The sequence below is a fragment of the Cytobacillus praedii genome (assembly GCF_001439605.1).
GTDB classification, from domain to species: Bacteria; Bacillota; Bacilli; order Bacillales; family Cytobacillaceae; genus Cytobacillus; species Cytobacillus praedii.
Map to the genome: position 1 here is coordinate 42,640 of NZ_LMBX01000029.1, position 14,298 is coordinate 56,937.

The window sequence follows — 14,298 nt, forward strand, 5'->3', positions numbered from 1 at the left end:
CCTTTCTACATGAAGAAGTGAACCACTTTTGTCAAGTGCAAATCCTTGTATTGGCACGTTTTTCTATGATACTATACATTATAGTTTGTTTACCGTGGGAGGAGGTAAAGGATGAATCGGATCTTCCGGAATACCATCTTTTATTTATTGATATTTTTGGTAATTATCGGCGTCGTTAGTTTCTTTAATGGGAACAATGAGCCAACGAAGCAAGTCTCTTATGATGAATTTGTTACTCATTTGGAAAATGGTGACATTAAATCCATTACGATGCAGCCTGAGAGAGGCGTATTTGAAGTAAAAGGTCAGCTTGAGGGCTATGAAGAAGGCAAGTATTTTGTTACTTATGTTGTAAACAGTGATAAGATCCTTGATCGAATTGATGCACTTGCTGCACAAAATGCTGAGGTGGATTTTCAGCCAGCTAAGGAAACAAGCGGCTGGGTTACATTCTTCACTTCAATTATCCCTTTCATCATTATTTTTATTTTGTTCTTCTTCTTACTAAACCAAGCACAAGGCGGAGGAAGCCGTGTGATGAACTTTGGTAAAAGCAAGGCAAAGCTTTATGATGACAGTAAAAAGAAAGTTCGCTTTAAGGATGTAGCTGGAGCGGATGAAGAAAAGCAAGAGCTTGTTGAAGTCGTTGAATTTTTGAAAGACCCTAGAAAGTTTGCGGAACTAGGAGCCAGAATTCCGAAAGGTGTTCTTTTAGTAGGACCTCCAGGTACAGGTAAAACGTTGCTTGCGCGAGCTGCAGCTGGTGAAGCTGGTGTCCCATTCTTCTCTATTAGTGGTTCTGACTTCGTTGAAATGTTTGTTGGTGTTGGTGCATCACGTGTGCGTGATTTATTTGAAAATGCTAAGAAAAATGCACCATGTATTATATTTATTGATGAAATTGATGCAGTTGGACGCCAGCGTGGCGCTGGATTAGGTGGGGGACACGATGAACGTGAACAAACGCTTAACCAATTGCTTGTTGAAATGGATGGCTTTGGCGCCAATGAAGGAATTATAATCGTGGCTGCGACAAACCGCCCAGATATTCTAGACCCTGCATTGCTGCGTCCAGGACGTTTTGACCGTCAGATTACAGTTGATCGTCCAGATGTTATTGGACGTGAAGCAGTTCTTAAAGTACATGCACGCAATAAGCCGTTAGATGAGGGTATTAATCTGAAAGCCATTGCACAGCGTACCCCTGGGTTCTCAGGTGCTGATTTAGAGAACTTATTGAATGAAGCAGCTCTTGTTGCAGCCCGTCGGGATAAGAAGAAAATTGATATGACTGATATTGATGAAGCAACTGACCGTGTAATTGCTGGTCCTGCGAAGAAAAGCCGTGTTATTTCTAAAAAGGAAAGAAACATCGTTGCCTTCCATGAGGCGGGTCATACGGTGATTGGTGTAGTCCTTGAAGAAGCGGAAATGGTTCATAAAGTAACGATTGTCCCTCGTGGGCAAGCCGGCGGATATGCTGTTATGCTCCCTAAAGAAGATCGCTTCTTTATGACAAAACCAGAGCTTCTTGATAAGATTGTCGGTTTGCTAGGCGGACGTGTAGCCGAGGAGATTGTGTTCGGTGAAGTAAGCACCGGCGCCCATAATGACTTCCAGCGTGCTACAGGTATCGCAAGAAGAATGGTTACAGAGTTTGGAATGAGTGACAAGCTTGGTCCATTACAATTTGGTCAATCCCAAGGCGGTCAAGTCTTCTTAGGAAGAGATTTCAATAATGATCAGAATTATTCAGATGCAATTGCTTATGAGATTGATTTAGAAATTCAGCGTATTATTAAGGATTGTTATGCAAAGGCGAAAAAGGTCCTTACTGAAAATCGCGAAAAACTAGATTTAATTGCTAACACGCTGCTAGAAGTAGAAACGCTTGACGCAGAACAAATTAAACATTTAATTGATCATGGCACATTACCTGATCGTTCTGTCAAATCAGATGATAATACTTCTGGAGACGTTAAGGTGAACATAAACGTGAATAAAGAAGAACTTCCTGAAAAAACGACAGAGGCAAAAGAAGATTCAGCTCCTTCTGCAGAAGAAACTCAGCAAGAAACGAAGGACGACCGTAAAGAATAATTGGAAAAGCGCTCTTACTGGAGCGCTTTTTTTGCGGTTTAGGAAACTATATAGTCGAATGTTGTGAATAGTGTTACGAGTTGGTCTGCATCCTGCTCCATTAGGAAGGTTCTGATGCGTTATATCGCACAAATATAAGCAGTGGATTATAGGGAGGAGCGCCTACCCCTGACGTACAGTTTGTACAGAGTTGACAATGCGGGACGACGTCACTCCTACGTCGACGTCGAGATCACAATCCGCTCCTTCAGGAAGGCGAAGGATAAGGCTAAGATTTTAATGAGGCTCATGTTGTGCTGCGCCTTAGGCTAATCAAGGCGCATGCACAATTTTTTTAAGAAATTCACTTCAAGTTAATTCCGATTACACGTTGCTAACCGAGTTATGATATGATGTGTTCAGTGAAAACATTGTCGAATTTAACTATAAAAAAAGTGGTGAGAAGATTGATATTCGTATTTGATATAGGGAATACAAATATGGTTCTAGGTGTATATGACGGAGATATTCTGAAATACCATTGGAGAATTGAAACGAACCGAAATAAAACAGAAGATGAATATGGCATGCTAATTAAGTCGCTATTTGACCATGTAGAGTTGAAATTTGCTGATATAGATGGAATTATTATTTCTTCAGTTGTCCCACCGATAATGAATGCACTTGAAAGAATGTGTCATAAATACTTTCATATAAAACCGCTTATCGTTGGCCCTGGTATGAAAACAGGGTTAAATATTAAATATGAAAATCCTAGGGAAGTTGGGGCAGACCGCATAGTAAATGCAATTGCTGCCATCCATGACTATGGCAGTCCGCTTATCATTGTTGATTTTGGAACAGCGACTACCTATTGCTATGTCAATGAGCATAAACAATATATGGGCGGTGCGATTGCCCCGGGAATTGGTATTTCAACTGAGGCATTGTATTCAAGAGCTGCCAAGCTGCCAAGAATTGAAATTGCGAGGCCAGATGATATTATTGGGAAGAATACGGTGGCAGCGATGCAAGCTGGAATCTTATTTGGTTATGTAGGTCAAGTAGAAGGAATTGTTAAGAGAATGAAGGATCAAGCAAAAGGAAATCCTACCGTTATTGCAACCGGTGGATTAGCGAGCTTAATTGCAAAGGAATCAACAATAATTGATATAGTTGATCCATTTTTAACATTAAAAGGCCTTCAAATTATTTATAAGCGTAATATGGACACATTAAAATAATGAACACAGGGGTTGAAAGGGGTTTACAAATGAACGATTACTTAATTAAAGCACTTGCATATAATGGGCAAGTCCGGGCGTATGCGGTTCGGACGACAGAAACAGTTGGTGAGGCTCAGCGCCGTCATCAAACATGGCCAACAGCTTCTGCCGCTTTAGGGAGATCCATGTCAGCTGGTGTGATGATGGGTGCTATGTTGAAAGGCGAAGAAAATATCACCATTAAAATTGATGGCGGGGGTCCGCTTGGTCCTATCTTAGTTGTTAGTAATTCAAAAGGGGAAGTAAGGGGATATGTAACGAATCCGCAAACCCATTTTGATTTAAATGAACAAGGGAAACTCGATGTACGCCGTGCAGTTGGGACAACCGGAACATTAACTGTTGTTAAAGATATCGGAATGAGGGAGAATTTTACAGGTCAGGTTCCAATTGTATCAGGTGAATTAGGAGAAGATTTCACCTATTACTTCGTCACTTCTGAACAAACGCCATCTTCTGTTGGTGTAGGAGTGCTTGTTAATCCTGACAATACCATTCTTGCTGCAGGTGGATTTATTTTGCAGCTTATGCCTGGAACAGATGAAGAAACAATTACAGATATTGAAAATCGTTTAAAACAGATTCCTCCTGTTTCTAAACTCATCCAGCAAGGACTTTCGCCAGAGGAATTATTAAGTGAGCTATTAGGGAAGGAAAATGTGAAGGTGCTTGAAAAATTACCTGTAAGTTTCACATGTACCTGCTCAAAGGAAAGGTTTTCAGATGCAATTATTAGTCTTGGAAAAGAGGAAATCCAGGATATGATTGAAACAGACGGCAAAGCAGAGGCACAATGCCATTTCTGTAATGAAGTGTACCATTATTCAAAAGAAGAATTAGAAGAATTAAAGCAAGAAGCGAAGTAAATGGAGAAATTTTAGGGGGAGGCCAAGGTGAAGAGGGAGAGGTTGAAGAGAGAGAAAATTTGGATTATAATAGCCGGACTCATTTTGCTAAATTGCTTGACCGTAGCCTTTTTCATTTCTAAAGGGAGTACAGGAAATACTGAGGTTGTGGCAAAGGTAGGAAAGGAAAAGATCACACGGCAGGATTGGCTGAATGAAATGGAGTCAAGATATGGAAAAGAAATACTGAGTGAGCTAGTTGACCAGAAAATTATTGAAACTGCTGGGAAGAAGTACGGAATAAAAATTTCCGATCAAGCAGTTGAACGGGAACTCATGGTTATTAAAACAATGTATGGCTCATCTGGCGGTTACCAGTCATCAGATGAAGAAAAAATGCGTGAGCAAATTAAAAGCAGCCTGATGCTTGAGGAAATCTTAACAAAGGATGTAAAAGTATCAGAAAAAGAAATGAAGAGTTATTTCGAGCAGAATAAAAACCAGTTTCATTTGCCTGACTCCTATCATATTTCTAAAATTGTTGTCCAAACAAAAAAAGAAGCAGAACAAACGCTGAAGGAATTGGAGCAAGGGTCTAGTTTTGCTGTGCTGGCAATGGAACGTTCAATTGATGAGTTTACGGCAAATCTTGGAGGAGATGCTGGATATGTAAATGAAGACAGCGATCGCTACTCAAAGGATTTTCTTCAAATAATTAAAAAGCTAAAGCCAGGTAAATGGAGTAATAAACCAATAAAGCTTGAGAATAGCTATGCAATTGTTATGCTCCATGAAGCTGTTAAAGGCAAGGAATATAAATATAAGGATGTAAAAGATCAAATTAGAAGGCAAATTGCTTTAGAACAAATGGAGATCCCTGTCTCTGCGAAGCCATTATGGAATGAAACAGATATTGAATGGTTTTACGGGGACCTTGAAGCTAACTAGGTATGAAACACGGACCAAGTCCGTGTTTTTTTCTGAGTTTTAGGGGTAGGTTAATGAAGATTAGGCAAAAGTATGAAATTTAATTGAAAATTGAATTTTTCGATACAAAACAATTGACTTTATAGGCTTTACTTGGTAACTTTTAATTAAACCAATAAAAATACTCGGAATAAGAGGTGGGGCAAGTGGTACGTGTTGCAAATTCAATTGCAGAATTAGTAGGCCAGACTCCAATTGTGAAACTGAATCGCATCGTTGATGAGAATAGTGCAGAGGTGTTTGTTAAGCTAGAATATATGAATCCCGGGAGCAGTGTGAAGGACCGTATTGCTTTAGCAATGATTGAAGCAGCGGAAGAAAGCGGAGAATTAAAAAAAGGAGCAACCATCATTGAGCCGACGAGCGGGAATACAGGAATTGGTCTGGCGATGATTGCTGCAGCGAAAGGGTATAAGGCGGTATTAGTTATGCCTGATACAATGAGTATGGAACGGCGCAACCTTCTTCGTGCTTATGGGGCAGAGCTTGTTTTAACTCCTGGAGTGGAAGGAATGAATGGAGCAATTCGTAAAGCGGGAGAGCTTGCAAATGAACACGGCTACTTCATGCCTCAGCAGTTTCAAAATTTATCTAACCCAGAAATTCACCGGAAAACAACTGGGAAGGAAATCACTGAACAAATGGGTGATCAGCTGGATGCATTTATATCAGGAATTGGAACTGGTGGAACAATAACTGGGGCTGGAGAAGTTCTTCGTGAGAAATATGAGAATGTCAAAATTTATGCAGTAGAACCAACTGACTCTCCAGTTTTATCAGGAGGAAAGCCAGGTCCGCACAAAATTCAAGGAATTGGTGCTGGATTTGTTCCCGATATTCTTAATACAGAAATCTATGATGAAGTAATTCAAGTGACGAATGATGAGGCATTTGAGTATGCTCGCCGTGCGGCAAAAGAAGAAGGAATTCTAGGAGGCATTTCATCAGGAGCAGCCATTTTTGCTGCGTTAAAGATTGCGAAAGAGCTTGGAAAGGGCAGGAAAGTGCTTGCGATTCTGCCAAGTAATGGAGAACGTTATTTAAGCACTCCATTGTACCAATTTGAAACGGAATAATTAGCAAAAGCAACTGTCACAAGCGGCGGTTGCTTTTTTTTGTAATTTTTTAAATTAAAATGAAAGACGAGCCTTCTTCATGTATGATGAAAAAAGAGAATACATGGGGGTGACCTTCGATGAAAAAATATCATATACATGCCAAACAAATTCCTTATACTTATCGTCGTCTATTTCAGCAATATCGTCAAATTGCAGCAGGAAAAGAACATCATATCTTATTGGAAAGCGGGCGCGGCGGACGCTACAGCATTGCAGCTTTTGACCCAGAAACTGTTTTAATCGGGAAAAATTCAAGATTAGAAGTTATACATAAAACCGGAAAACAAACGCTTGAGGGAAATCCACTTCATTTGCTTAAAGAGTGGCTCAGTCAATATGAAACAGAAAGGTATGAGGAGTTCCCCGATTTCCAAGGTGGCGCCATCGGTTTAATTAGCTATGATTATGGCCGTTATATTGAAAAGCTGCCGGAAGCAGCAAAAGATGATCTGCAAATACCAGATATTCACTTTTTAGTTTTTAAGGAATGGTTTGTGTTTGATCATAAAGCTGAAGTTTTGTGGCTCATGTGTCTATATGATGAGTCTGATGATAAGGAAAAGCTAGAAGATAGAGCAGAAGAATGGAAGAGGCATTGGATGGCGGAATTTTCTCTTCCAAAATCGAAAAGGACAGCTGAAATAAACAGTCAAAAAGAATTTTCAATGAGTGAAGAGGTGTTTATTCAGGCTGTTCAGCGCGTACAGAATTATATTTCGCAGGGCGATGTTTTCCAGGTGAATTTATCTGTCCGTCAAAGCCAGCCAATTTCCCTTCCGGCAATGGATGTTTACGAACAGCTGAGAGTATTAAATCCCTCTCCATATATGGGGTATATCCATACTCCAGAGTATCAGCTTGTTAGTGCTTCGCCTGAATTATTGATTAAGAAGAAAGGCAGAGAGGTTAGCACCCGGCCGATTGCAGGAACAAGGTCTCGCGGAAGAGATGAATCAGAAGATCTCGAACTGGCAAATGAGTTAATTGAAAATGAAAAGGAACGGGCAGAGCATGTGATGCTCGTTGATTTAGAAAGAAACGATCTTGGCCGTGTTTGTAAATATGGATCAGTTCAAGTAGATGAGTTTATGGTTATCGAAAAGTACTCTCATGTCATGCATATAGTCTCAAATGTAAGAGGAGAACTAGATGATGGGAAAGATGGGTTTGATTTAATTGATGCTGTGTTCCCTGGAGGAACGATTACAGGTGCACCGAAGATTAGAACAATGGAAATTATCGAGGAGCTAGAACCAGTACGGAGAGGGCCGTATACAGGTTCATTCGGGTGGATTAATTTTAATGGGGATCTTGAGCTGAATATTATTATTCGAACAATGCTTGTGAAAGATGGGTTCGCACATGTTCAGGCGGGTGCGGGTGTGGTTATTGACTCAAATCCGAAAAATGAGTATAAAGAGTCATTAAAAAAGGCAATTGCTCTATGGAAAGCAAAAGAAATGACAGAACAGGAAGCAGGTGATTAATTGTGATATTCATGATTGATAACTATGATTCATTCACATATAATCTCGTTCAGTACTTAGGTGAGCTGGGAGAAGAATTAGTTGTTAAAAGAAATGATGAAACATCGATTGATGAAATTCGTGAATTAAACCCAAGATTTTTAATGGTATCTCCTGGGCCTTGCAGTCCGAATGAAGCAGGAATGAGTTTAGAAGCAATCCAGGCATTTGCTGGCCATATTCCAATCTTCGGGGTTTGCCTTGGGCACCAATCTATTGCCCAAGTCTTTGGTGGGGAAGTTGTTCAGGCAGAGCGGCTGATGCATGGAAAGACCTCTGAAATGCATCATGATGGAAGGACGATCTTCCGTGGCTTGCCTAATCCTTTCCCGGCAACAAGATATCATTCCTTAATTGTCAAGAAGGAAACGCTGCCTTCCTGTTTCGAAGTATCTGCATGGACGGCTGAAGGTGAAATCATGGCCATTCGCCATAAAGAGCTGCCGGTAGAAGGTGTTCAGTTTCATCCGGAATCGATCATGACAACAGCGGGAATGGATTTGCTTAAGAACTTCCTGAGTTATTATTCGAAAGTGGAAGAGATTAAGGAGTGATTAAGCAATGTTTATCTATATGAATGGCGAAATTGTCCGGAAGGAAGAGGCTGTTATCTCACCGTTTGACCATGGATACTTATACGGTATGGGGCTATTTGAAACATTCAGAGTTTATAGTGGACATCCTTTTTTATTGGATGATCATCTGGAACGTCTGAATAATAGTCTAGAAGTGTTAAATGTGAAAATTTCTTATTCTAGGGATGAAATATTGTGTGCGCTTCGCCTGCTTTTAGCGAAAAACCATTTAACTGATGCTTATATTCGTATGAATGTATCCGCAGGGGCAGGAGAAATCGGACTGCAGCCAGATCCTTATCTTCACCCCAATCTGATTATCTTTGCGAAGCCTCTGCCTCTATCAATGAGCGGACAGGAAAAAAAGGCTGTAATATTAACCCTGAATCGGAATACTCCTGAAGGTGTAGAGCGCTTAAAGTCACACCATTATTTAAATAATATTTTAGCAAAGAGGGAAATAGGGGATATGCCTGATTGTGAGGGAATCTTTCTAACAAAAGAAGGGTATTTGGCAGAGGGGATTGTCTCAAATTTATTTTGGCTAAAAGAGGATGTGCTGTACACTCCTGCTATTGAAACAGGCATCTTAAATGGAGTGACAAGAAAATTAATTATGAGGTTAGCCGAAAAGAATGGGATAACCGTTGAGGAAGGCTTCTATCATGTGGATCAAGCCAAAAAAGCAGATGAGGTTTTTGTTACGAATTCCATCCAGGAGGTTGTTCCGATTTATTCATTTGATGGGACCAAGATGCCAGGCAATAACGGCAGTTTCTTACAAGATCTTCAGAAGCGATATAAGAACCTTAGCAGGTACTTGTGGAGCAGGAATGAGTGGTAAAGGGAGGTAAAATATTCATGTCTACAATTATTCAATGTGGTCCTTATTCATTGGACTACAGCAAGAAGACACTAATTATGGGGATATTAAATATTACGCCTGATTCCTTTTCTGATGGAGGGAAGTATCATCACGTGAATCAAGCGGTGGAACGGGCTGTGCAAATGGTGCAGGATGGTGCAGATATTATTGATATTGGGGGAGAATCGACCAGACCCGGATTTATTAAAGTATCTGCTGAAGAAGAAATTGAGCGGGTTATTCCTATTATTCGGGCTGTTTCAGAAGCAGTAGATGTACCTATCTCGATAGATACATATAAGGCAGAGGTTGCAAAGGAAGCAATTCAGGCAGGTGCGCATATTATAAATGATATTTGGGGTGCGAAAGCGGATGAGGACATGGCGAGGGTTGCGGCTGACCTTCAAGTCCCAATTGTATTAATGCATAATCGTACAAACCAAGATTACTCCGTCTTTTACCGTGATGTCGTTAACGATCTGTTTGAAAGCATCTCACTTGTAAAACAAGCGGGAGTCAAGGATGAGAATATTATTTTGGACCCGGGAATTGGCTTTGCTAAAGACTTAACTTATAATCTAGAAATGATGAGAGATTTGGACAAGCTTGTGTCCCTTGGATATCCTGTTTTACTTGGAACTTCTCGAAAATCTATGATTGGCGGGGTGTTAGACTTGCCTGTTAATGAGCGGATGGAAGGTACTGGGGCGACCGTTTGTTATGGAATCCAGAAGGGATGTCACATTATGCGTATACATGATGTGAAAGAAATGGCTCGAATGGCAAAAATGATGGATGTACTAGTAGGTAAGGGAGTTTATCATGGATAAAATTATTTTAAATAAGATGGCTTTTTATGGATATCATGGGGTTTTCCCTGAGGAAACCCGTCTAGGACAAAGATTTATGGTCGATTTAACTGTGGAAACTAATTTAAAAAAAGCAGGGGTAACGGATCAGCTCGAATACTCTATTAATTATGGAGAAATCTATCAAGTATGCAAAGAGATTGTTGAAGGAAAACCTTATAAGCTTGTCGAGGCAGTTGCTGAAAAGATTGCCGGGGAAATGCTTGCTCGTTTTGAACCTATATCCCAAGTGACTGTGCGGGTAATTAAACCAGATCCGCCTATTCCAGGCCATTATGAGTCAGTTGCCGTTGAAGTAACAAGGAGCAGAATGTAATGAATAATGAAGCATATATTGCATTAGGCTCCAACATTGGGAACCGTTTCGAGAATTTAAAGCAAGCGATCAAAGAGTTGAATGCTCTTCCAGGTGTGAATGTAGTGGATACCTCGTCCATTTATGAAACGGATCCAGTTGGGTATGAGGATCAAGAGCAATTTTTAAATATGGTCATACAAGTGAAAACAGCATTAAATCCATTTCAACTGTTGGATGAATGCCTTGCTATTGAAAAGGATCTTGGGAGAAAAAGGGAAATACGGTGGGGGCCTCGAACGATAGACCTTGACATTTTGCTGTATAATCAAGAAAATATTAAAACAGAGAAGTTATTAGTTCCTCATCCTCGGATGCAAGAGAGAGCGTTTGTTATCATCCCTCTACTTGAGATTCAGTCCAGCATCAAGCTTCCGGCGATGGAAAAGCCTCTTCAAGCAAGTTTAGAGGACATACCTGATAGAGAGGGAGTACGGATATGGAAGCGGAAAAATGGGGAAGACGTATTCGCGCTTTTCGAAAACTAAAAGGCTTTACACAAGAGAGTTTTGCCAAAGAACTTGGTGTATCAGTATCGATATTAGGGGAAATTGAAAGAGGGAATAGAATGCCTGCTGCAGACTTTTTAGGGCGGGTTGCTTTCATGCTAAATATTACCCTTGAAGATTTAACTCCCCCAGATGAAAATAGAGAATAGATATTTTTAAATAAGAAATGTAACTTTTAGGTTAAATAATTCCAACTGCTGCGCCTTGAGTGAAAGACTTGTTTTATGCTTGTCGTCCTCAACAAGGCGCTTTCTTATTGCAAAATAGGAGGTTTATAATGTTTAAAATTGGCGATATTGAATTAAAAAACCGTGTCGTACTTGCGCCGATGGCAGGGGTTTGTAATTCGGCCTTTCGGCTAACGGTAAAAGAGTTCGGTGCGGGATTAGTATGTGCGGAAATGGTCAGTGATAAAGGCATTGTTATTAAGAATGAAAAGACAATGAACATGCTTTACATCGATGAAAGAGAAAAGCCGTTAAGTTTGCAAATTTTTGGCGGTGAAAAAGAGACATTGGTTGAAGCGGCGAGATTTGTTGATAAAAATACAAACGCGGACATTATCGATATTAATATGGGCTGCCCTGTTCCTAAAATTACGAAATGTGATGCAGGGGCAAAATGGCTGCTTGATCCAGATAAAATATATGAAATGGTCTCAGTTGTAACAGATGCAGTTGAAAAACCAGTCACCGTTAAAATGCGTATGGGATGGGATGAAGATCATATTTACGCTGTACGTAATGCACAGGCAGTTGAACGTGCGGGCGGAAAGGCTGTAGCGATGCACGGACGTACACGTGTACAAATGTATGAAGGAAAAGCGAATTGGGATATTATTCGTGAAGTGAAGCAAAGCATCAATATTCCTCTAATCGGAAATGGAGATGTCCAAACCCCTCAAGATGCTAAACGGATGCTTGATGAAACAGGCTGTGATGGTGTAATGATTGGCAGAGCAGCGCTAGGAAATCCATGGATGATTTATCGTACAGTTAAATACTTAGAATCAGGGGAATTATTGGGGGAGCCGAGTGCACGGGAGAAAATTAATGTTTGCATCCTTCATTTAGATCGTTTAATCGCTTTGAAAAATGAGTATATAGCTGTTCGTGAAATGCGTAAGCATGCTGCTTGGTACCTAAAAGGAATCCGTGGCAATGGAAAAGTGCGAAATGCGATAAATGAGTGTCAAACAAGAGACGATCTTGTTACATTGTTAAATGCACTTGTAATAGAAATAGAGGATATGGAACAGAGTCAAATCCAAGCTGGATAACAAAGGTGATGTTTGACTTTGGAATTTTCTTTATCTATAATACTTTTGAACGAAAGAGAACTGCCAGTGACCTACTGGCAGTTTTTATTCTATTTATTCATATTATTGATGTCTGTCCGGTCCACATTGTGTAGAATAATAAGAAGTGAGAAATCTTTTATTGTGCATAGGCCCTACATAAAAAGATTTACAAAATAATGGAGATGATATAAGTGAGCCAGAGTCATGAAGAATTAAATGACCAATTAATCGTCAGAAGGGAAAAAATGAATAGCCTTCGAAATCAAGGGCTAGATCCTTTTGGAAAGCGTTTTGATCGTTCTCATCAATCTAAGGAATTAATTGAACAATATGAAGCGCTTGAAAAAGAAGAGATTGAAGAAAAAAATATAACAGTAGCACTTGCAGGCCGTATCATGACAAAGCGCGGCAAAGGAAAAGCGGGTTTTGCGCATATCCAGGATTTATCTGGACAAATTCAAATCTATGTTCGTAAAGATGCAATTGGTGATGAAAAATATGAAATTTTCGATTCAGTTGATCTTGGGGATATTGTTGGTGTTTCAGGAACACTTTTTAAAACAAAAGTAGGCGAACTTTCTGTAAAGGTTCAGGAATTTGAACTATTAACAAAAGCATTGCGACCACTTCCTGATAAATTTCATGGTTTAAAGGATGTTGAACAGCGATACCGTCAACGTTATTTGGATTTAATCATGAGTGAGGAAAGCAAAAAAACATTCGTTGACCGCAGTCGGATTATCCAATCAATGCGCCGTTATTTAGATAGCCAAGGGTATTTAGAAGTGGAAACCCCGATGATGCACTCAATTGCTGGTGGAGCCTCTGCCCGTCCGTTTATTACACACCATAATGCACTTGATATGGAGCTGTACATGCGTATCGCAATTGAACTTCATTTAAAGCGTTTGATTGTTGGCGGTTTAGAGAAGGTGTATGAAATCGGCCGTGTATTCCGTAATGAAGGTGTTTCAACGCGCCATAATCCGGAATTTACGATGATTGAATTATATGAAGCATATGCTGACTATCGTGATATTATGAGTCTAACTGAAAACCTAATCGCTCATATCGCACAGGAGGTACTGGGAACGACCACGGTACAATACGGTGAATATGAAGTGGATTTAAAACCGGAATGGAAAAGACTTCATATGGTTGACGCGATTAAGGAATATACAGGGGTAGATTTCTGGAAAGAGATGAGCAAGGAAGAAGCGCAGCAATTGGCAAAAGAGCATGGAGTAGAGATTACTGAACATATGCTTTATGGTCATATTGTAAATGAGTTTTTTGAGCAAAAAGTTGAAGAGAAACTAATTCAGCCAACATTCATTTTTGGCCACCCTGTAGAAATTTCTCCACTTGCAAAGAAAAATGACGAAGATCCACGATTTACGGATCGCTTCGAGCTATTTATTGTTGCACGTGAGCATGCAAATGCATTTACAGAGCTTAATGATCCTATTGATCAAAGACAGCGTTTTGAAGCGCAGCTTAAAGAACGAGAGCAAGGTAATGATGAAGCTCATATGATGGATGATGACTTTATCGAAGCATTAGAATATGGAATGCCTCCAACAGGAGGACTCGGAATAGGTATCGATCGCCTTGTTATGCTTTTAACCAATTCTCCTTCTATTAGAGATGTTCTTTTATTCCCGTTAATGCGTCATCGTTAATAACTATTAATCAGAGGTAAAGCATGTAATTTTAGGTGCTTTACCTTTTTTGTATTACAATAAATTATATGAATATTTTTTCTTTCAATTCTAATGATAAATATTGAAAAAACATATTGCAACCATGTTGATATGGTGGTATATTAATATCTGTTGTTGCGAGACAATAACTTTTGAAAAAAGAATTTAAAAAAGTTGTTGACTTAAACAGCTTGATTATGATAATATTTAAAAGTCGCCTTGAGCGGCAACATGATAACAATCATTGCTCTTTGAAAACTGAACGAACAAAAAACGTCAAC

The 14,298-nt window shown here is 39.8% G+C and carries 14 protein-coding genes; all 14 read left to right on the plus strand.

Annotated features, from left to right (window positions below; translation table 11 throughout):
- Window positions 1-111 precede the first annotated feature (111 nt).
- Entirely contained in the window at window positions 112-2,100 is a 1,989-nt protein-coding gene (gene ftsH, locus ASU02_RS21990) for an ATP-dependent zinc metalloprotease FtsH (protein ID WP_057767569.1), read from the plus strand.
- A 446-nt stretch (window positions 2,101-2,546) separates the two neighbouring features.
- The gene (locus ASU02_RS21995) at window positions 2,547-3,323 is read left to right on the plus strand and encodes a type III pantothenate kinase (RefSeq protein WP_165571573.1); all 777 of its coding nucleotides are present in this window, start codon (window positions 2,547-2,549) and stop codon (window positions 3,321-3,323) included.
- A 29-nt stretch (window positions 3,324-3,352) separates the two neighbouring features.
- Window positions 3,353-4,231, plus strand: a complete 879-nt coding sequence (hslO, locus tag ASU02_RS22000; protein ID WP_057767571.1) for an Hsp33 family molecular chaperone HslO — start codon at window positions 3,353-3,355, stop codon at window positions 4,229-4,231.
- A 27-nt stretch (window positions 4,232-4,258) separates the two neighbouring features.
- A complete protein-coding gene (locus ASU02_RS22005; RefSeq protein WP_232426320.1) occupies window positions 4,259-5,158 on the plus strand; it encodes a peptidyl-prolyl cis-trans isomerase in 900 nt (299 codons plus the stop codon).
- A 185-nt stretch (window positions 5,159-5,343) separates the two neighbouring features.
- Window positions 5,344-6,273 carry a cysteine synthase A gene (gene cysK / locus ASU02_RS22010; RefSeq protein WP_057767572.1) on the plus strand — a complete coding sequence of 310 codons (930 nt, stop codon included), beginning with the start codon at window positions 5,344-5,346 and terminating at the stop codon, window positions 6,271-6,273.
- A gap of 119 nt (window positions 6,274-6,392) precedes the next feature.
- Window positions 6,393-7,802, plus strand: a complete 1,410-nt coding sequence (locus ASU02_RS22015; protein ID WP_057767573.1) for an anthranilate synthase component I family protein — start codon at window positions 6,393-6,395, stop codon at window positions 7,800-7,802.
- A 2-nt stretch (window positions 7,803-7,804) separates the two neighbouring features.
- Window positions 7,805-8,395 carry an aminodeoxychorismate/anthranilate synthase component II gene (gene pabA, locus ASU02_RS22020; protein ID WP_057767574.1) on the plus strand — a complete coding sequence of 197 codons (591 nt, stop codon included), beginning with the start codon at window positions 7,805-7,807 and terminating at the stop codon, window positions 8,393-8,395.
- 7 nt (window positions 8,396-8,402) lie between these two features.
- On the plus strand, window positions 8,403-9,260 hold the full coding sequence (gene pabC / locus ASU02_RS22025) for an aminodeoxychorismate lyase (RefSeq protein ID WP_057767575.1): 858 nt from the start codon (window positions 8,403-8,405) through the stop codon (window positions 9,258-9,260).
- Window positions 9,261-9,277: 17 nt separating this feature from the next.
- Window positions 9,278-10,111, plus strand: coding sequence for a dihydropteroate synthase (gene folP, locus ASU02_RS22030; protein ID WP_057767576.1), 834 nt, complete (start codon window positions 9,278-9,280; stop codon window positions 10,109-10,111).
- Window positions 10,104-10,466 (plus strand): dihydroneopterin aldolase, encoded by a 363-nt coding sequence (folB, locus tag ASU02_RS22035; RefSeq protein WP_057767577.1) that lies wholly within the window; start codon window positions 10,104-10,106, stop codon window positions 10,464-10,466. Before folP ends, folB begins: the two co-directional genes overlap by 8 nt.
- Window positions 10,466-10,993 (plus strand): 2-amino-4-hydroxy-6-hydroxymethyldihydropteridine diphosphokinase, encoded by a 528-nt coding sequence (folK, locus tag ASU02_RS22040; protein ID WP_057767578.1) that lies wholly within the window; start codon window positions 10,466-10,468, stop codon window positions 10,991-10,993. The genes folB and folK overlap by 1 nt, the downstream gene beginning before the upstream one ends.
- On the plus strand, window positions 10,945-11,163 hold the full coding sequence (locus ASU02_RS22045) for a helix-turn-helix domain-containing protein (protein ID WP_057767579.1): 219 nt from the start codon (window positions 10,945-10,947) through the stop codon (window positions 11,161-11,163). Before folK ends, ASU02_RS22045 begins: the two co-directional genes overlap by 49 nt.
- Window positions 11,164-11,291: 128 nt before the next feature.
- The gene (gene dusB, locus ASU02_RS22050; RefSeq protein ID WP_057767580.1) at window positions 11,292-12,293 is read left to right on the plus strand and encodes a tRNA dihydrouridine synthase DusB; all 1,002 of its coding nucleotides are present in this window, start codon (window positions 11,292-11,294) and stop codon (window positions 12,291-12,293) included.
- Between the two features lie 212 nt (window positions 12,294-12,505).
- Window positions 12,506-13,996, plus strand: a complete 1,491-nt coding sequence (lysS, locus tag ASU02_RS22055) for a lysine--tRNA ligase (protein WP_082631894.1) — start codon at window positions 12,506-12,508, stop codon at window positions 13,994-13,996.
- Window positions 13,997-14,298 lie beyond the last annotated feature (302 nt).